Here is an 18145-nt window from a genome sequence, read left to right as displayed (position 1 = left end):
AGATGCTCGCCCGAATCTCGCGACGCCTCGCGGGCCTGGTCGCCACCCTCTTCGCCGCCTCGTTCGTCATCTTCGCCGCCGTGTACGCGGCGCCCGGTGACCCGGCGGTGTTCCTCGCGGGCGGCAGGGACAAACTGACGCCCGAACGCCTCGCCCAGGTACGCGCGCAGTACCACCTGGACGAGCCGCTGGTGGTCCAGTACGGCCGGTGGCTGTGGGACTGCGTCCACTTCGACCTGGGGCGCTCCTTCAAGTACAGCGACCAGGTGGCCGACCTGGTGACGGCCCGCTTCCCCACCACGCTCCAACTGGTCGCCTACGCGACGGTGTTGTTCGTCGTCCTGGGCGTAGGGGCCGGAATCCTGGCCGCCGTGAAGCGCTCGACGTGGATCGACTCGGCGGTGGTGGGCGGAACGACGCTCGCGGCCTCGGTGCCTTCGTTCGTGGCGGCCATCGCGCTCGTCTCGCTCTTCGGGGTGCGGCTCGGCTGGTTCCCGGTCTCCGGATCGGGGGAGGGCTTCGGCGGAACGCTGCACCATCTGACCCTGCCCGCCCTGTCGTTGGCGCTCGGCGCGCTCGCCATCATCAGCCGGGTCACGCGCCAGGCGATGGCGGACGCCGCCGCGTCCGACCACGTGGAGGCGGCACGCGTGTCGGGCGTCCCGGAACGCGACATCATCCGGCGGCACGTCCTGCGCAACGCGCTCGGCCCGATCATCACGATGTGCGGACTCGTCATGGCCGGAATGCTGGCCGGCACGGTGGTCGTGGAGACGGCGTTCGGCATCAGCGGCATCGGCTCGCTCCTCGTGGGCGCGATCAATACGCATGACTTCCCGGTGGCGCAGGCGGTCCTGCTGCTCATGGTCACCGGCTACATCGTGGTGACGACGCTGGTCGACGTGGTGCATCCACTGCTCGACCCGCGAGTGAAGGAGGCACGTTCCTGATGGCTGTCTCTTCTGCCGTGGCGCTCGCGCCCCTGACCGTACGCAACCGTCGCCCCGTCGGGGTGATGGTGGCCGGCGGCCTGCTCGCCCTCGTCGTCCTGGCGGCGGTCTTCGCACCGCTCCTCGCGCCCTACGCCCCGGACGCGATCGACCTCTCGGCCTCACTGGTGGGGACGTCGGGCGACCACCTCCTCGGCACGGACTCGTCCGGCCAGGACCTGCTGTCCCGCGCCCTGTACGGAACCCGCACGAGCCTGATCGCACCGATCCTGCTCCTCGCCGTCGCGGCCGTCCTCGGCGTCACGCTAGGGGTGCTCGCCGCCTGGCGCGGCGGCTGGGTGGACGCCCTGGTCTCCCGGCTCACGGACGTGATGTACGCCTTCCCGGGCCTGCTGTTCACCGTCCTGATCATCGCCGTCTTCGGCGCGGGAATGACGACGTCAGTACTGGCCCTCGGCCTCGCCTTCACGCCCACGATCGCCAAGTACGTCCGCTCGCTGGCCCTTTCGGAGTCCCGCAAGCCGTACGTCGACGCCTACCGGGTGCAGGGCATGGGCGGCGCACGGATCTGCGTGGCGCACCTGGTGCCGAACCTGGGCCGCGCGATCCTCGGCTACCTGGTGGTCCTCTTCGGAGAGGCGCTGATGTCGCTGGCGACGCTCTCGTACCTGGGCTTCGGCGCCCAACCCCCTTCCTCCGACTGGGGCTTGATGGTCCAGGAGGGGCAGGCCGCGGTGGTCCAGGGCGCCCTGCTCCCGGCCCTCGTCCCCGGCACGGCCATCGCCCTGGTCGTCGTGTCCTTCAACGTGGTCGGGGTCTGGGCCGCCGACCGGCTAGGGAGGCAGTGACCATGCTGCTGGAGATCGAAGACCTCACCTTGCGGATACCGGGCGCGGCCCGGCCGCTGCTCGACTCGGTGTCCCTCACCGTGCGCCCCGGCGAAGTCGTGGGCCTGGTCGGCGAGTCGGGCTCGGGCAAATCGACGACGGCGAAGGCGGCACTGGGCCTGCTCCCGGCAGGGTCGGCCACCTCAGGCACCGTCCGGGTGAACGGCACCGAAGTCCTGACCCTCACCGGCGAGGCCCTGCGGACGCACCGCGCGCGGACGGTGGCCATGGTCCACCAGGACCCCCGCGCGGCCCTCAACCCGGTGCGCCGCATCGGAGACTTCCTGGTCGAGAGGGGAGCAACGCGTGAGCGCGCGGTCGAACTCCTCGACTCCGTGGGCCTCTCCGACCCCGAACACCGCGTACGCCAGCGCCCGCACGAACTCTCCGGCGGCATGCTGCAACGCGTGGTCATCGCGGGCGCGCTCGCGGCGGAACCGAGCCTGCTCCTCGCGGACGAGGCGACCAGCGCGCTTGACGTCACGACGCAGGCGGAGATCCTGGCCCTCCTGCGACAACTCCGCTCCACCCGGGACCTCGGCCTCCTCTTCATCACCCACGACCTGCACCTGGCGGCCGCGTACTGCGACCGCGTGTACGTCATGTACGCGGGCCGGGTGGTGGAGGAGCGCTCGGCGAAGGCGTTGTTCGACACCCCGGCGCACCCCTACACACGCGGCCTCCTCTCCTGCTCGCCCACCCTGGGCGACACGACCCACACCCTCCACCCGATCCCGGGCCGCCCGCCGTCCCTGTCGGACACGTTCGGGGGCTGTCCGTTCGTGTCGCGGTGCGGGGAGGCGGAGGAGGGGTGCGAGACGTGGACGCCGGAGCAGTTCGCGCTGGACGACGGCGGAAGCACGGCCTGCGCAGTTGTGGGCAGGCGTTCCGCAGGGCGGATCCCGAGTACCGATACGACTGAGGTGAGCCACTGATGCCGACCAAGAACCTGCTGTCGGTGGATGGCCTCAGCAAGAGCTACCCGTTGCCGGGCGGCGGCCGCCACCAGGCGGCGGAGAACGTGACGTTCACGGTCCAACCGGGAGGATCCGTCGGCATCGTCGGCGAATCAGGCTCGGGCAAGACAACAGTCGCCCGCATGCTGGTGGGCCTGGCCCGCCAGGACACCGGCACGGTGACGGTGAACGGCCGCCCCCGGGAATCGCGTCCACCCCGAAAGCGCACCGCACGCCTGGCCAGGGCCAGGGAGATCCAGATGGTCTTCCAGGACCCCTACCTCTCCCTGGACCCCCGCCTCACCTCAACCCAGTGCCTGAGCACGGCCCTGCGCCTGCACGGCAAGGACGAGAAGCAGGCTGCAAGGCTCCTTGACCAGGTGGGCCTCGGCACCCGCGAGGCCGGCGCCCGCCCCCGCGAACTCTCCGGCGGCCAGCGCCAGCGCCTGGCCATCGCGCGGGCACTGGCGGTGGACCCGCAGGTCCTCGTCCTGGACGAGGCGGTGGCGGCACTGGACGTGTCGATCCAGGCCCAGATCCTCCAACTGCTCGGCGAGATCCGCCGGGACACCGGGGTGGCCCTGGTCTTCGTCAGCCATGACCTGGCCGTCGTCCAGCACATCACCGACGAGGTCCTGGTGATGCGCCGGGGAAAGGTGGTGGAACAGGGCCCGACGGAACGGATCCTGGCGGCACCGGAGGCCCCGTACACAACCCTGCTCCTGGCCTCGGTACCGAGAGAGGGCTGGAACCCCCAGGAAGTGGTGAGCAGCCCCCGATAGGAGGGCGCCCCGATAGGGGCGCGGGGGGCCGGCGCGCCAAGCCACCGACGAGCGCCCCGAAGGGGCGCGGGGAACTGCGCGCCCAGCCACAACACACCCGCAGAAGAACCCAAAGCCCCGTCCAAGGCCCCCAGGCCAGAAAAAGGCAGGAGCCCCGCCAATCCGCTTACGCGGAGAGGCAGGGCTCCTTGGGTACTGCTATCCATGTCCGGATCAAGTCACCGGAACTATCACACACCCCATCTGCATGGGGTGCCCCACTACTGGGGGGTGACGTTCTCCGCCTGCGGACCCTTCGGGCCCTGCGTGACGTCGAAGCTCACGGCCTGGTTCTCCTCAAGGGAGCGGAAGCCGTTCGCGTTGATCGCGGAGTAGTGGACGAAGACGTCGGGGCCTCCGCCTTCCTGGGCGATGAATCCAAAGCCCTTTTCGGCGTTGAACCACTTCACGGTTCCGGTAGCCATAAGCCCTCCTTGGGCCAAAGGGTTGCCCTGCTCCAGAACCTGCGATTGTTGAAACAACTGCATAAGTCTGAAAACGACGAGAGCCCGCGGGTCACATGCTCCGCAGGCTCTGTACTGCAAGGGAAACCAAACTGCAACTTGCGGCGAGCTTAGCACGCAGGCAGCCGAAAGCAATAGGGGGCAAGATCACGTCACCCGGATGTTTGACGGACCCCCCAGAGGGGTTGACGGACCAGGTCCGAAGCTCTTGACAAAGGCGGGATCGGGGCCCCGCTTTCTGCACCGTACCGCAAGGGGGCTAGCCTCCCCGATGTGGACAATTCTCCCGTTGACGCCATCGCCGGGGTGGGCTCCGATCAGCTCCCCGGCCCCCGTCGCACCCCCCGGCCGCGCGTCGGTCACATTCAGTTCCTGAACTGCATGCCTCTGTACTGGGGGCTCGCGCGGACCGGAACGCTGCTCGACTTCGAGCTCACGAAGGACACCCCTGAGAAGCTCAGTGAGCAGCTGGTGCGCGGTGATCTCGATATCGCGCCCGTCACCCTCGTCGAGTTCCTCAGGAACGCCGACGATCTCGTCGCTTTCCCGAATCTGGCGGTCGGCTGCGACGGCCCGGTGATGTCCTGCGTGATCGTCTCGCAGGTCCCCCTCGACCAGCTGGACGGCGCCAGGGTCGCGCTCGGCTCGACCTCGCGCACCTCCGTGCGCCTGGCGCAGCTCCTTCTCGCCGAGCGCCACGGCGTGCAGCCCGACTACTACACATGCCCGCCCGACCTCGGCGTGATGATGCAGGAGGCGGACGCCGCCGTGCTCATCGGGGACGCGGCGCTGCGGGCGAACCTGATCGACGGGCCGCGGCTCGGACTGGACGTGTACGACCTGGGCCAGATGTGGAAGGACTGGACGGGCCTGCCGTTCGTCTTCGCGGTCTGGGCGGCCCGGCGTGACTATGTCGAGCGCGAGCCCGCCGTCGTGGACGCGGTGCACAAGGCGTTCCTGGCCTCGCGCGATCTCTCCCTGGAGGAGGTCGGCAAGGTGTCCGAGCAGGCCGCGCGCTGGGAGGCCTTCGACGCGGGGGTCCTGGAGAAGTACTTCACGACGCTCGACTTCAGGTTCGGGAGCGCGCAGTTGGAGGGCGTGGCGGAGTTCGCGCGCCGGGTGGGGGAGACGACGGGCTTCCCGGCGGACGTGCGGGTGGAACTGCTGGGTTCGCAGCCGTAGTACGCGGTGGGGCACGTCAGAACCACGGGGCGTGCCCGAGGACTACCCTGAGCTGCAGACAATGCCGCGGCCCAGGGTGGTCGCGGCCGTGCGGCGCGTCCGGGGGAGGCCTTCGTCATGCACCCGCTCGATCCCGGCGAACCGACGACCGTCGGCCCCTACCGGCTCCTTGGCCGGCTTGGCTCGGGCGGTATGGGCCGGGTCTATCTGGGGCGCAGTTCGGGCGGCCGTACGGTCGCGGTGAAGGTCGTCCATCCGCACTTCGCGCTCGACGAGGAGTTCCGCGCCCGCTTCCGGCGCGAGGTGGACGCGGCGCGGCGGGTGGGCGGCGACTGGACGGCGCCGGTCCTTGACGCGGATCCGGAGGGGCCGGTGCCGTGGGTGGCCACGGGCTACGCGGCGGGCCCCTCCCTGGCCGACGCGGTACGCGACGCGCCCCCTCTGCCCGCGCATTCCGTACGCGTGCTGGTCGCGGGCCTGGCCGAGGCGCTGGCGCACGTACACGGCCTCGGCCTGGTCCACCGCGACGTCAAGCCGTCGAACGTCATGCTCACGATGGACGGCCCGCGGCTCATCGACTTCGGCATCGCACGGGCGACGGACGGCACGGCCTCGCTCACGTCGACCGGCGTCTCCGTCGGCTCGCCCGGCTACATGTCGCCGGAGCAGATCCTCGGCAAGGGGGTGGCCGGTTCGGCGGACGTCTTCTCGCTGGGAGCCGTCCTCGTCTTCGCGGCCACGGGGGCTTCGCCGTTCCCGGGTGACTCGTCGGCCTCGCTCCTCTACAAGGTCGTACACGAAGAGCCCGTACTGGGCGCGCTGGAGGGAGATCTGCGCGACCTGGCGAGGGAGTGCCTGACCAAGGACCCTGCCGCGCGCCCCACTCCGGAGCAGATCGCGAGCCGACTCGCGCCCTCGGGCGCGGACGTACTGGTGGCGGCGGGATGGCTGCCGGGCCCGCTGGTGGAGCGGGTCAGCCGGAGTGCGGTGCGGATCCTGGACCTGGAGACGGACGGGGCGGGGGTCGCGGAACAGCCGTCGGGCCCGGTGCCGTTCGGCACGTCGATGGTGGGCGGGGCATCGTCGGTACGTGAAATGCCGCAGGGCAACGGGACCTTCGGCCCCCCGGACCCTTCCTACGCACCGATCCCAGCCGCGTACGTCCCCACGCAGACGTCAGGCCGATCGGATCCGCCCGGCCGCGTGAGCGTCTCGGTCGCGGCAACGTCCACGCCGAGCGGGGCGGACGGAAGGGGCCGCAAGGTCAGCTGCACGCTGGTCCTGGGGGTCGCGGGCGCACTGGCGGCGGTGACGCTCGGCTCGGTCTTCGTGCTGGGACAGTTCCGGGGGGACGACAACGCGTCGAGCGACGCACAGAAACAGCCCCCGGCCGCGACGGCCAGCGATCAGCCGTCGGGCGCAGGCAAGGTACCCGCCTCCTACCGCGGCACGTGGGAGGGCCAGGCGGTGGCGGCGAACGGAGCGGTCCCGATGGGCACGTTTCGCCTCAAGGTCGAGCAGGGCAAGGTGGGCGAACGCTTCGCGGTCATGACGCAGACGGACCAACTGGGCGGAGTCTGCACGGTGGACCTCACCCTCAAGTCGGTATCGGAGAAGGAGATCGTGGCGAGGGGCAAGGGCCAGGAGTCCAGCGCGGCGCAGTGCACGAAGAACGCGCACACGGTCCGCCTACGCCCCAAGGGCGACGCCCTGCTGTACCTCTCGGAGAACACCAAGTCAGGCAACCCAGAGGCCCAACTCTCCCGCATGGACTAGCCCTACGCCCGCACCGGCGCGGGAAGCGCACCCCCCGCACCGGTACAGGAACGCCCCTCCGCCTCACATCGGCGTAGTAACGGTGACCGGCTCCCCGCTGCCCGTGTACAGCAGGCCCTTCCCCGGTGCGATCGGGCCGCCGACCATGCTTCGCGTGGTCCGGATGCCGATCAGTTCGCCGCTCGACGAGTCCTGCGGCGAGAGCAGGATTCCGCGCCGGCCCTTCTTCGCCTCCACCTGCCAGCCGGAGAAGCCGCCGCACACCTCCTCCTCGTCGCCGCCGATGATCAGCCCGAGACCCCGCTCGGAGCCCCGCTGCACGAGGCGCTTGAACTCGCGTTCCGCGTCGCAGTCCTCCAGGACCTCACCGTCGTCGATGATCCACACGATCGGGTTCTCGGGTGACGCGTCCTCGACGACTTCCTTGAAGTCGTCGCTCTCGATGTCGTCGTCCTTGAAGACCTTCAACACGCCTTCCTGGCCTTCCAGTTCGCGCAACGGCGAAGGCCGCGGGGCGGCGATGATCAGGCGTACTCCCTGCGTCAGATAGGACCGCGCCAGGTTCATCAGCGTCGTACTGCGGCCCGACTTCGCGGGCCCGGCCACCACGAACGTGGGCACGCCCTGCGCCAGGTCCGGTCCGAAGCCCATGATGTCGTCGCCGCCGATGCCCGCGAGGGCCCACAGCTTGGAGCGTGAGGCGTCGGGGTCCCGCATCTCCCACGCGTCGGCGAAGTTGATCCGGCTCGGCAGGCTGTCTACCCGGAACGGCTTGCGCGAGCGCGGCACGTCCGCGTCCCGCACCGCCGCCGCCTCGCCGATCTCGGAGATCGCCGCGGCCTGGCCCTGACCCGTGGAGTCCTCGGCGAGCAGCGCGAACTGCGTCTCCGTGCCGTGCTCGTTCTTGAAGCCGCGGCCCGGCGGGATCTCCTCCGGCACCTTGCGCGCGTTCATGCCGAGCATCGAGAAGTCGGAGCGGTCGGCGAGCCGCAGGCCGTACTTGTCCTCGGTCAGGGATGCCATGCGGCCGATGAGGACCTGGCGGTCGCCGGTGATGACCAGGTGGATGCCGACGCTCGCGCCCTCGCGCATCATCGCCTGGAGCTCGTCGGTCAGCTCGCCGTGGTCGTACTCGCCGAGGGTCGGCAGCCAGCCCTCCCAGCGGTCGAGGAGCACGACGATGTGCGCGAGCCGCTCCTCCTCGGGCACCGCGGCCCGCTGCTCGCCGATGTCGGCGAAGCCCTTGTCGGCAAGGAGGTCCTGGCGGCGGGTCAGTTCACCCTTGAGGCGGGTGACGAGGCGCACCGCGCGCTCCGTCTGGTTACGGCTGACGACGGCGCCGCAGTGCGGAAGCCGGGTCAGCGCGTTGAGCGCGCCGTTGCCGCAGTCGATGCCGTAGAGGTGGACGTCCGCCGACGAGTGCGTACGGGCGATCGAGCCCGCGATCGTACGCAGGATCTGCGAGCGGCCACTGCGCGGGGCGCCGCCGATGAGCAGATGCCCGAACGTCTCGAAGTTGACCGCGACCGGGCGGCGCGCCTGGTCGGAGGGGATGTCCTCAAGGCCGAAGGGCGCGGGGGCGAGGGAGCCCGGCTTGTCGCTCGCGACGGGCAGCGGGATCTCGTCGAGCTGGAGCTGATCGGAGAGCGCGGGCAGCCACGGGCTGTGCTGGGCGGGAATGCCCATCGTCGCGTTCGCGTCGCGCACGGCGTCCACGAGGACCTTGAGGTCGGTGATCTCCTCCTCCTCGCGCGCCTCGGCCTTGGGCTTCACCAGGGCGGCACGGCCCAGGTCCTCCCACCCGAGCGGACCCGCCCACGGCGCGAGAAGGGCCGGGTCGGTGGCGCCGGGCCTGCGGCCACCGACACGCCCCGACTGGAAGGGGACGAGGGAGGCGTGGCCGAGGCGGACGTAGGCGCGGCCGGGCGTGCTCTTGGCGATGTGCCCGGCCTCGGGGGAGTCGATGACGTCGCTGGACTCCGCGCCGTCCGTCACGCGCAGGGCGATACGGAGGTTGGTGTTGGCCCGGATCTCGGGGGACACGACACCGCTCGGCCGCTGGGTGGCAAGCAGCAGGTGGATGCCGAGCGAACGGCCTCGCTGGGCGATGTTCACGAGCCCCGTCACGAAGTCGGGCAGGTCACGCACCATCGAGGCGAACTCGTCGATGACGATGAGGAGCCGGGGCACGGGCGGGTGCGAGGAATCACGGCGTACGAGGTCCTGGTAGTCCTCGATGTCCTTGGCGTCGGCGGCGGCGAGGATGTGCTCGCGCCGCTTCAGCTCGGCGCCGAGCGACTCCAGGGCGCGCTCGACGAGGTGCGCGTCGAGGTCGGTGACCATGCCGACGGTGTGCGGCAGCTTCACACAGTCCTTGAACGCGGATCCACCCTTGTAGTCCACGAGCACGAAGGTCATGTTCTCGGGGGTGTTGGCGACGGCGAGCGCCGCCACGATGGTCTGGAGCAGCTCCGACTTACCGGAACCGGTCGTACCGGCGATCAGGCCGTGCGGCCCGTCCCGCCGCATGTCGATGCCGAAGGGCCCGTCGTACGACTCACCGATGACGGCCATCGTCGACTGGCCGCCCATCCGCCAGCGCGCGGTGATCTGGTCGGCCGTCGGCGGCTCCAGCTGGAGCACGTCGAGCAGCCGGCTGGAGCCGGGCAGTGCCGAGTCCTCGGTCTCGCCGCTGATGTCGCGCAGCGGCGAGAGGGCGCGGGCGAGCCGCCCGCACCAGGCGGGGGACACGAAGTCGGGCCGTACGGAGCGGATGCGGGCGGCGCCCGTCTGCTCGACGCGCAGCCGCAGTTCGAGGGGCTTCTCGGCGCCTTCCTCGCTGCTCTCGGCCTCGGTGGAGTGCCAGGCCTGGAAGGAGGGGAAGCCGCCGGGCGCGGGCGGTGCGGGCGTCTGGCCGCCGGGCGCGGGCCGGGCCGGCAGGCTGATCTCCTCGGGCCGCGGCTCGGCGATCACGATGGCCTGGCACTCGCCGGGCAGGAACCGCTCCTCGGCGTCGAGGCAGAGCGCGAACATGGACACGGAGGGCCCTTCGCGCAGCAGCTTCACCACACCGGGCATGGACCGAAGGCGCCGTGACCCGTCCCAGACGACCACGATGTCGGGGTCGCCGAAGGAGGCACCGCCCTGCCGGTTGTTGTTCTCCTTGGCGGCCTTCTGGCGCGCGGCGAGGATCTGGGTCAGCTCACCGATGCGGGAGCCGACGGTCTCGGCGTCCGTCCCGATCAGCACGTTGGCGTCCTGCGCCCCCGCGGGCCGCGAGTGCGGCAGCCAGCGCGTCCAGTCCCAGGTCTCGCGTGCGGAGTTCTCGGTCAGTACGTAGAACTGGACGTCGAGGGGGCTGTGCAGCACGGAGGACTGCGCGACCGCCCAGCGGCCGAGCGCCTGCGCGGAGTCGCCGGGCCCGGCTATGCCGATGACGCCGAGCTTGCGCAGCGAGAGCGCGACGGGCGCGTCCTCGATCTTCCAGGTGACCTCGCGCTTGTGGTCGTCCTGCTCGGGGTCGTCGAGCACGACCTCGGAGTCGAGCCGCCCGGTGCCGACGCGCAGCAGCAGATGGTCCTCGTCGGTACGCCGCCGCTCCCACAGCCGCGTACGAGGACCCGTGCTCAGGGAGAGGATCCCGGCCGGACTGAGGATGGCCTGCCGCTTGTCGAGCCGCTCGGCGACGAGGGCCTCCTGGGCGTCCTTCTCGATCCGCTCCTTGTGTTCGTTGTACTCCTTGACCTGCTTGGCATGGGACTTGCGCCCGTGCTTCTTGTCCATGAAGTAGTTGCCGAACAGGATGAGCGGGCTGAGCGCCGCCATGATCAGGTAGTACCAGCGCTGGAAGATCATCACCGATACGAGCGCACCGACGAGCGGCGTGAGCGCCATCAGCCAGGGCAGCGGCCGGGCCTCGAAGTCACGTACCGGATTGGGCAGCTTGAATTTGGTCTGCCGCTCGGGGGGACGCAGTCGGGGCGGCCGGTTGTAATCGAGTCCCGTGCCGTCCTCCGACCATTTCAGAGCGGCATTGGGCGGGGCATAGCGGTCGAGTTCGAGAAGGGTATTGCCGATGGCGATCTGAGCGCCGAGCGGCCACTCTCCCTTGTCGCGCTTTTCCCCTTCCTTGCCGCCACGATTCCCCTTATTGGCCTTATTCCTCTTGCTCCCCTTCTTGCCCTTCCTGCCCTTCTTGCCTTCCTCGTCCGTCTCGTCCTTTTCGCTCTCCTCGACTTCACCGAACGGCTTGCCTTCGAGAGTTACGCCGTCTATATCCCCATGTACGGCGACTTGGCAGGTGCCATCGGTTGCAACTGACAATGTCAGTGCGCGCGCGGGCAGTTCCGGATCGTCGATGCGGATGTACGAGGCGGGTCCGCTGCCGATGTCGTAGCGCCCGATCCCGAGCCGGTGCACGGCGCCGGCCACGGGCCCGCCCGCGACGCGCAGCTCGACCAGACCGGTGGGCTCACCGGGCAGGCACCCGGCGGGGTCGTGCAGGCTGACGACGGCGCCCTCGCGCAGCGGCGACGTCCCGATGGTCGCGGCGGCGTCGATGGGATAGCCGTCCACGAAGACGATCGGCGCCCCGCCCTGACCTGGGCCCGGCTGCAGTTGATGCCCGCCGATGGGGATGATCTGTGCGTCGCCGCCGCCGTACCCCACATGTGAGGCAAGCTCCTTGGCGATGTCCCCCACGGAGGACTCAGGATCGGCGTCGAGCACGACGTCGGCGTTGGCGCCGCCGAGCGGATCGACGACGGTCAGAGTCAGGCGCACGATCGTCCTCCCCTTCAGCCCTGAGCGACCGCTTCCGGAACGCGGTCACATGGGCTGGTCCACAGTGCCTGTGAGGCTGTCCACAGTTCCTGTGACGATAGCCGCTCCACCCTTCCCGCAGGCAACGGGCTGTGCACCAGCTCATAGCAGAGCTGTGACTCAACCGGGGTGTGCTCACTTCTGCCCCACCCGTAAGCTGCTGACTCAAGAGCGGAAGATCGTACGAGTGGCCACACGGCCTTCGAGCGGCCCGCACTGAGGAGCCAAGGGGGATGGCCCTGCGGCGAGTTGGATTGGATGTGAAGCCACATGGCCAAAGACGCCGATATCACATATGAGGAGATGCGGACCGCGGCGGGCAAGCTGAACGACGCCAAGGACAAGATCGATGAGAAGCTCGACGCTCTTGAGCGCTTCATCGAGAACCTGGTGAAGAACGGCTACACGACTCGCAAGGGTTCGCAGGCCTTCGAGGACTCCTTCAAGGAGTTCAAGAAGGGCGCCAAGGACACCATCGAGGGCCTCACGGGCATGGGCAAGTTCCTGACCAGCGCCGCGAAGGCGTACGAGGACCTGGACGACGACCTCGCGAGGGGCGTCAAGGGCAAGTAGTCACGCCCTCGATCTGGTGAACCAAACCGGTGCGACGGACCGCCCCTCCCGGCGGACCGTCGCACCGGTCGCATTTCAGTAGCAGATGTATGAATTGCGTGAATGCCATGGGGGAACTGTGGGTGGCGGTGGTGACCGGGCCAAGTTGGACCTTGACGTGATCAAGGGCATGGGTACCGGACTCAACAACGTGAAGAAGGCCTTCGACGGCCTCGAGGATCTCGGCGGCCAGTACGAGGATGACTTCGGAAACGGCGACCTCGCCGACAAGTTCAGTGATTTCGCGGACAACTGGAAGCTGAGCCGCAAACGGCTGACAGACGAGGTCGACGCCCTTGCGCAGATCGCCAAGGCCGCAGCGGAAGCGTACGAGGACATCGACCACCAGCTGGCCGAGGCGATCCGTGGTGCGCAGGACCCCAAGTCGAAGAAGAAGGGCTGACCCATGGCCGGACGCCCACGCGATTGGCACCCGGTCGCGGACAACGATCCCGTTCCCGGTGACGCCGACCGGGTCGCGAACCTGGGGAAGAAGCTCCGTAAGACCGCCGATGAGCTCGAACGGCAGATCAAGAACATCAAGGCGGTCTCCGATGTGGAGGCCTGGGACAGCAAGGCGGGCAAGGAGTTCCGCGAAAAGGCGCAGGGCAACGTCAAGAAGCTGGAAGCCGCCTTCAAGCGCTATGACACGGCGGCGGACGCCTTCGGCAGTGAAGTGACGGAGGTGGGTGGCAGGTTCGACGACAAACTGCACGCCAAGCCGAAGAACTACGCCTCCGACCTGAACCGCGCCCAGGAGATGGCGGACCTCGCGCTCAAGGAGGCGCAGGACGCGGACGAGCGCAAGAGCACCAACCAGAAGAGCCTGGACGCCCTTTCGGACAAGGGCGGCAAGGGCAAGGACGACAAAGACGCCAAGGACGACAAGAAGAAGCTCGAAGAGGCGCGGGACACCGCCGGCGACGAGATCGAGGCCGCCAGGCAGAAGATCGAGCAGGCGAAGAAGGTCCGTGACGACGCGGCGAAGCGCGCCCGTGACTCGATCGAGGACGTCATCGCTGACGACTCCCTGAAGGACGGGTTCTGGGAGAGCCTTGTTGACGACATCAAGTCCGTGACGGAGTTGATCTCCACCGTCTGTGGAATCCTCTCTCTTGTGGTCGGCTGGATTCCGGTCATCGGACAGGCGTTGGCGGGAGTGCTCGGCGCGATCGCCATGATCGCCACGCTGATCACCACCATTTGCACCATCATCCAAGTCTTCCAGGGCAATGCCGACTGGATGGACGTGGGGCTGGCGGCAGTCGGATTCTTGCTGATGGGCGTGGGCAAGGCCTTCTCGAAGGTGGCGGGGAAGTTCGCCAAGACGGCACTTGGGAAGATGAACCGGGCAGGGAACGCGAAGACCGTCCGGCAGGTGAACAGGGCCACCAAGAACATGCGGAGGCTCTCGGGCAAGAAGTTCAAGCTGGAGAAGGGCGAGGGTTGGAAATCCCTCAAGGAGCCCTTCACCGAGCCCTTCTCGAAGGCAGCCTGGGGCAAGAATCTCGGCACTCTCAAGCCGGGCAGCGGGAACTTCGCAGCCGCCCGGAACGAACTTGCGGAGCGTGGCGGCGGAAGCGCCTTCAAGGGCATCGGAAAGTCGTTCTCCATGGCCGACCCCGGTGTCGCCTCCAACCTGCAGTCGATCAAGTCAAGCGCGGCCCGACTCGGCAATCTGGACGCGAACGCCGTGAATCAGATCTCCAAGACGGCGTCACGTATGTCGGTCGTCGGAGCGGGCATTACGTTGGGTGGCCTCGGCCTGGACGGTAACCTCAACCCGCTCGTGGCCTGAGCCCTCACGGGCCCGCAGAAGATCCTCGGCAAACCCGGCAGAGAAGGAACGCAGTGAACACACCCGACGACGTCCCGCCGCTCTCCGAGGGCTTCGCCGTCCGACTCGACCTCACGCCGGGCTGGGTCGATCTGACGCTGCGCGACGGCTCGAAGGCCGAGGCCAAGGCGCTGGCGACTGAGACGGTCAATCGCCTCAACCCGCTGTCGCTTGAGATCGAGAAGAGCGCGGTCTTCGACGACATGGCCGACCGGGCGTTCAACCTCAACGAGGACGTCCCGGCGCTCGCGGCTGCGTACTACGCCGAGAGTGGCGAGGCCCTGGTGGACCTCGTCATCGACTCGTACGGCGACGAGGGCGTGCCGCGTCCCTCGGCGGACGAGGTCCTGCCACTACTCCTGGAGTGGGAGAACGGCGAGGTGATCGGGGAGCCGGAGGTCACACGGCTTGAGCTGTCGGCCGGCCCCGCGATGCGCGTCCAGGCCACGCTGAAGATCAAGCGAATGTTCGGCCTCGGGCGTCGTCTGACCGAATTCGTGAAGTACGCGGTATTTCCCCCCGACATGCAGAGCCTCGTCGTCGTCACGGCGACGTGGGAGAAGATCCAGCTGACGGAGGAGAACTCGCAGCGTGTGGACGAACTCCTCCCGTCGCTGAGCCTGAACCTCGTGGACGAGGACGGGAACGACATCGCCCCGACGCCGCCCAGCCTTGAGTGAGTTCGAGAAACCGATGAAGAATGCCAGCGAATTCACTTCGCCGCCCTCCGACTACAACGTCATCGTCCCCGACGGCTGGTTCCAGCTGCCGCTCAACCCCGAGGACCGTGACCGCGGCATCGTGGCGCTCGCGGACCAGCAGTTCCGCGGCGTGGACAACGCCCCGCACATCAAGAAGCAGTTCATGCGGGAACTGCAGCGCAAGGCCAAGGATGCCTACACCATCGGCGGCACGGAGCTCTACATCTCGACCCTGACGGTCGGTCAGCTCCCGCTGTCCTCCTCGCTCCTCATCAGCATTCCGGGACCCGAGGAGTGGCCGAGGATCTCGGACGTGCATGAACTGGCGGAGCACTTGGCGTCCAAGAGTGATGTCCGTTCCGAGAACTCCGACAAGCCCGACCAGTCCGACGAGACCCGCGCAGAGCTGGACGTGGTGACGCTGGCGGTCGCGGGCAAGGCCGTACGCCAGCGCCGCAGGGAGTCCTCGGACCCCTCGTCCCAGCTCGGCAACACGCTCCCGAACACCCTCCTCACGTACTACGTCCCGATCCCCGCGACCAAGAGCTGGCTACTCCTGAACTTCTCCACTCCCATGGACGCGCTCGCGGACCAGTTGGTGGAGCTGTTCGACGTGGTTGCCGGAACGCTGCACTGGGACTGACCGATGACACACACGGACGGCACCTCCCGCTCCCGGACCCGCGATGGCTTCGGCATCGCGGCCTTCGTACTGGTACTGCTTGCCCTGGCTGTCGGATTCTTCTGGGTGAAGGGCGCCTGGCGCACGGTGATCCGCGAGTCCCCGAACCTGATTGCGGACTGGCCGGGCGGCGCATGGGCTTTCGGGATCATGGCCGGGGTGGTGGCGGTCGCCGGAACGTATGGAGGTCTGCGGGCATCCGCCGCACTCCAGGGCACGATGACACGGCGCCGCATCGCTCGGCGCACGGCCACATCAGTGTGCTGGGCCGTGCCGCTTCTCCTGACGCTGTACGTCCTCTCGGCACTCCCGGGCCGCAACTGCAGCTCGTCGTCGCCGACTTGCCGGGAGATCGACGGCGCGTTCCCGGCTCTCCTCGCCTACGCCATCACCACCGCAGTCCTGGGTTGGACCGTCTACCGCGTCAGCGCCGCCCGAGAGGAACAACGCCGTGCGGCACAGCAGACACGGCTGCGCAAGCTGCGGAAGAAGGGCAAGGGGAAGAGCCGCCGGGAGGCGCGTTAGGCGGGTGCCCTCGGCGCCCCCGGCCGGTCAGCGGTTGATGGACTGCACTTCCTCGACCGTGATGTCCTGGACGGCCTCGATCGTGCCGTCGGGCATGCCGACCGCCCCTGCCTGGCCCGTGCCCGTCCAGCTGATCTCCCAGGTGAGGGAGGCCTTGAGCGGGTACGTCTTGCCGCCGGACGAGCGGCGGTACGTGATGCCGCAGGGCGGGGTCTCCTTGGACTTGCCCTTGGCGTAGGGCTCACCGATCTTGCCGTCGGCGATGGGGCATTCACCGTTGGCGGGGATGGTGGTGGCGTCCTTCGCGCCGGGGTCAAGGGTGAGGGACTTGGGGGTGGCGGTCGTGGTCGCCTCGAGGTTGAAGCCGGGGACGTTGATGGCCGCCGTCGCCTTCACGTCGTCGAAGACGGCCTTGTCGAGCCAGGCCCACGTAGGCAGGTTCACCTTGGTGACGGCCTCGGGCGCGAGGGTGACCTTGGTGCCGGGCAGCTCCATGTGCTGGTAGGCGAGCGCCGCGAGGATCTCCGGCGTGATGGCCTCTTCGTACTGGGGCGGCGCGGGCTCGCCGTTGTCGACCCAGAAGGGGATGTCGCTGCACGACATCCGCTTGAGAGCGTCCGGCTCGTTGGGGTTCTCGACACCTGCCCAGAACATCCCCTCGCCGTCCTTGTCGACGTTGTAGTCCTTGTAGCCGGGGGTGTCGGTCCAGCCGTAGTCGTCCTCGTAGTGGCGCTTGAGCTGGCCCAGGGCGGTTCCCCCCGAACCCAGGCCGGGGGTGTCCAGCTGGTCCTCGATGTCGGCGGACATCTTCTTCTTGAAGTCCTTGGCACCGAGGTACGGGGCGTACCAGCAGGGCGGCGGGTCCCAGTTGACGTCCGCGGAAGAGACGTTTCCGCTGCCGCCGTTCTTGGTGACGGCCCCTGAGTACTGGACCTTGGCGGCGGCGTAGATGCCGGTCTTGTCGCTGCCGCCCTGTTCCTCGGTGCTGGCTCCCTTGTCGTTCTTCTCGGGCTCGCCCGCGTAGGCGGAATCAGCAAGGACGAGGGTGCTGAGAACAAGCGTCAGAGCCGCTGTGCCGGTGCTGAGTGCCTTACTTCGTGACCTGTTCACTGGCACTTCTCCGCCTTCGTCTCGACGAACACCTTGGATGCCTGCCACGGGCCCTTGCCCGTGGGGGACTTGACCATGATGATCCTGAAGTGATCGAAGTCCCCGATGCTGGGCTTCGTCTTCTGGATCTTTCCGGTCTTGACCTCTTTGCCGTAGAACTTGCTGGAGTCCACGCAGGTCGTGACCTCTGCCGACTTGCCGTTCGCGGTGGACCGTGTGGTGGCTTGGTAGTGGCGCCGGGTGCCGGTGGCGGTCCAGCCGCCGTCGACCCGACCGTCGATCTGGGTCTTCGCGTAGCGCAGTCCCTCGCCCGTGGCGTAAGTGATGACGGCCGGGTCCTTGGCCGTGCGCTTGTCGACGCCGCGGTAGATGGCGCGGAAGAAGTTGGCGGCGTCGTCCATCGCGGCCGCCTCGTTCTTGTTCTTCGGCTTGTCCCAGTCGAAGACGAGGTCCATGTCCTTGGGCAGCGTCAGGTCGACGCCGTCCGGCTTGTCGTCCGCCGGGGCGCCCGACGCGTCGGGCGACTTCTTCGGCTTGGCGGCCCCCTGATCGGCGCCGGCGATCTTGTCGTTGTCCTTGGACTTGCCGTCGTCTCCGCTGCCGCACGCCGTCAGGAGCAGGGCAGCGGTCGCGGCGAGCGCGGCGGTGACGGGCATGGTGCGGCGATTCACGGTCGGCTCCCGGTGGGGCGAGGGGTGTCTCCAGCAGGCTGACGCTATCCGTGGGGTTGTTGGTTCCGCCAGGTTTGATATCGGCGCAAGTCGCCTGTTTTCGGCGGACCGTCATCGTGTCGTGACGCGGGGGTGTGCCCCAGCAGAGGC

Annotated in this window: 16 protein-coding genes; 12 read left to right on the top strand and 4 right to left on the bottom strand. The window is 68.6% G+C overall.

Annotated features, from left to right (window positions below):
- Positions 1 to 2 precede the first annotated feature (2 nt).
- Genes M4V62_RS19140 through M4V62_RS19125 form a run of 4 tightly spaced genes read left to right on the top strand, consistent with a single transcriptional unit; the run spans position 3 to position 3575 of the window.
- Positions 3 to 950: an ABC transporter permease gene (locus M4V62_RS19140; protein WP_249588468.1), complete on the top strand. Its 948-nt coding sequence runs from the start codon at positions 3 to 5 to the stop codon at positions 948 to 950.
- Positions 950 to 1798 carry an ABC transporter permease gene (locus tag M4V62_RS19135; protein ID WP_249588467.1) on the top strand — a complete coding sequence of 283 codons (849 nt, stop codon included), beginning with the start codon at positions 950 to 952 and terminating at the stop codon, positions 1796 to 1798. Before M4V62_RS19140 ends, M4V62_RS19135 begins: the two co-directional genes overlap by 1 nt.
- A gap of 2 nt (positions 1799 to 1800) precedes the next feature.
- Complete coding sequence (locus M4V62_RS19130) at positions 1801 to 2772, top strand: ABC transporter ATP-binding protein (RefSeq protein ID WP_249588466.1); 972 nt, start codon at positions 1801 to 1803, stop codon at positions 2770 to 2772.
- Positions 2772 to 3575, top strand: coding sequence for an ABC transporter ATP-binding protein (locus M4V62_RS19125; protein ID WP_249588465.1), 804 nt, complete (start codon positions 2772 to 2774; stop codon positions 3573 to 3575). The genes M4V62_RS19130 and M4V62_RS19125 overlap by 1 nt, the downstream gene beginning before the upstream one ends.
- 260 nt (positions 3576 to 3835) lie before the next feature.
- On the opposite strand, the gene M4V62_RS19120 is transcribed toward M4V62_RS19125, so the two are convergent.
- The gene (locus M4V62_RS19120; protein WP_018528239.1) at positions 3836 to 4039 is read right to left on the bottom strand and encodes a cold-shock protein; all 204 of its coding nucleotides are present in this window, start codon (positions 4037 to 4039) and stop codon (positions 3836 to 3838) included.
- A 345-nt stretch (positions 4040 to 4384) separates the two neighbouring features.
- Between M4V62_RS19120 and M4V62_RS19115 the strand changes: the two genes are divergently transcribed.
- Both M4V62_RS19115 and M4V62_RS19110 read left to right on the top strand, forming a co-directional pair.
- Positions 4385 to 5260: a menaquinone biosynthetic enzyme MqnA/MqnD family protein gene (locus M4V62_RS19115; RefSeq protein ID WP_283779163.1), complete on the top strand. Its 876-nt coding sequence runs from the start codon at positions 4385 to 4387 to the stop codon at positions 5258 to 5260.
- 117 nt (positions 5261 to 5377) lie between these two features.
- Complete coding sequence (locus M4V62_RS19110) at positions 5378 to 7036, top strand: serine/threonine-protein kinase (RefSeq protein ID WP_249588463.1); 1659 nt, start codon at positions 5378 to 5380, stop codon at positions 7034 to 7036.
- A gap of 63 nt (positions 7037 to 7099) precedes the next feature.
- On the opposite strand, the gene M4V62_RS19105 is transcribed toward M4V62_RS19110, so the two are convergent.
- Positions 7100 to 11818 carry an FtsK/SpoIIIE domain-containing protein gene (locus tag M4V62_RS19105; protein ID WP_249588462.1) on the bottom strand — a complete coding sequence of 1573 codons (4719 nt, stop codon included), beginning with the start codon at positions 11816 to 11818 and terminating at the stop codon, positions 7100 to 7102.
- A gap of 309 nt (positions 11819 to 12127) precedes the next feature.
- Between M4V62_RS19105 and M4V62_RS19100 the strand changes: the two genes are divergently transcribed.
- The 6 genes from M4V62_RS19100 to M4V62_RS19075 all read left to right on the top strand — a co-directional run bounded on the left by M4V62_RS19100 (position 12128) and on the right by M4V62_RS19075 (position 16214).
- Positions 12128 to 12430 carry a WXG100 family type VII secretion target gene (locus tag M4V62_RS19100; protein WP_249588461.1) on the top strand — a complete coding sequence of 101 codons (303 nt, stop codon included), beginning with the start codon at positions 12128 to 12130 and terminating at the stop codon, positions 12428 to 12430.
- Positions 12431 to 12599: 169 nt separating this feature from the next.
- Positions 12600 to 12872, top strand: coding sequence for a hypothetical protein (locus M4V62_RS19095; protein WP_249588460.1), 273 nt, complete (start codon positions 12600 to 12602; stop codon positions 12870 to 12872).
- Between the two features lie 3 nt (positions 12873 to 12875).
- Positions 12876 to 14267, top strand: a complete 1392-nt coding sequence (locus M4V62_RS19090) for a hypothetical protein (protein ID WP_249588459.1) — start codon at positions 12876 to 12878, stop codon at positions 14265 to 14267.
- A gap of 53 nt (positions 14268 to 14320) precedes the next feature.
- On the top strand, positions 14321 to 14986 hold the full coding sequence (locus tag M4V62_RS19085; protein ID WP_249588458.1) for a hypothetical protein: 666 nt from the start codon (positions 14321 to 14323) through the stop codon (positions 14984 to 14986).
- A 13-nt stretch (positions 14987 to 14999) separates the two neighbouring features.
- Entirely contained in the window at positions 15000 to 15650 is a 651-nt protein-coding gene (locus M4V62_RS19080) for a hypothetical protein (RefSeq protein WP_249588457.1), read from the top strand.
- Positions 15651 to 15653: 3 nt separating this feature from the next.
- The gene (locus tag M4V62_RS19075) at positions 15654 to 16214 is read left to right on the top strand and encodes a hypothetical protein (RefSeq protein ID WP_249588456.1); all 561 of its coding nucleotides are present in this window, start codon (positions 15654 to 15656) and stop codon (positions 16212 to 16214) included.
- A 27-nt stretch (positions 16215 to 16241) separates the two neighbouring features.
- Here the strand turns inward: M4V62_RS19075 and M4V62_RS19070 are convergent, their stop codons facing one another.
- Together M4V62_RS19070 and M4V62_RS19065 are read right to left on the bottom strand one after the other, a co-directional pair.
- Entirely contained in the window at positions 16242 to 17324 is a 1083-nt protein-coding gene (locus M4V62_RS19070; RefSeq protein WP_249588455.1) for a hypothetical protein, read from the bottom strand.
- Positions 17321 to 17995: a hypothetical protein gene (locus M4V62_RS19065; RefSeq protein WP_249588454.1), complete on the bottom strand. Its 675-nt coding sequence runs from the start codon at positions 17993 to 17995 to the stop codon at positions 17321 to 17323. The genes M4V62_RS19070 and M4V62_RS19065 overlap by 4 nt, the downstream gene beginning before the upstream one ends.
- Positions 17996 to 18145: the final 150 nt, after the last annotated feature.

Source organism: Streptomyces durmitorensis (genome assembly GCF_023498005.1).
Classification (GTDB): Bacteria; Actinomycetota; Actinomycetes; order Streptomycetales; family Streptomycetaceae; genus Streptomyces; species Streptomyces durmitorensis.
The sequence above is the reverse complement of the archived record's forward strand: the minus strand, read 5'-3'. Positions and strand labels throughout refer to the sequence as shown.

Bases quoted from the DNA above. Each gene is read 5' to 3' on its own strand.
- M4V62_RS19135 (WP_249588467.1), top strand. From the start codon at position 950: ATGGCTGTCTCTTCTGCCGTGGCGCTCGCGCCCCTGACCGTACGCAAC.
- M4V62_RS19125 (WP_249588465.1), top strand. From the start codon at position 2,772: ATGCCGACCAAGAACCTGCTGTCGGTGGATGGCCTCAGCAAGAGCTAC.
- M4V62_RS19075 (WP_249588456.1), top strand. From the start codon at position 15,654: ATGACACACACGGACGGCACCTCCCGCTCCCGGACCCGCGATGGCTTC.
- M4V62_RS19130 (WP_249588466.1), top strand. From the start codon at position 1,801: ATGCTGCTGGAGATCGAAGACCTCACCTTGCGGATACCGGGCGCGGCC.
- M4V62_RS19110 (WP_249588463.1), top strand. From the start codon at position 5,378: ATGCACCCGCTCGATCCCGGCGAACCGACGACCGTCGGCCCCTACCGG.
- M4V62_RS19100 (WP_249588461.1), top strand. From the start codon at position 12,128: ATGGCCAAAGACGCCGATATCACATATGAGGAGATGCGGACCGCGGCG.
- M4V62_RS19090 (WP_249588459.1), top strand. From the start codon at position 12,876: ATGGCCGGACGCCCACGCGATTGGCACCCGGTCGCGGACAACGATCCC.
- M4V62_RS19120 (WP_018528239.1), bottom strand. From the start codon at position 4,039: ATGGCTACCGGAACCGTGAAGTGGTTCAACGCCGAAAAGGGCTTTGGA.
- M4V62_RS19140 (WP_249588468.1), top strand. From the start codon at position 3: ATGCTCGCCCGAATCTCGCGACGCCTCGCGGGCCTGGTCGCCACCCTC.
- M4V62_RS19095 (WP_249588460.1), top strand. From the start codon at position 12,600: ATGGGTACCGGACTCAACAACGTGAAGAAGGCCTTCGACGGCCTCGAG.
- M4V62_RS19080 (WP_249588457.1), top strand. From the start codon at position 15,000: ATGAAGAATGCCAGCGAATTCACTTCGCCGCCCTCCGACTACAACGTC.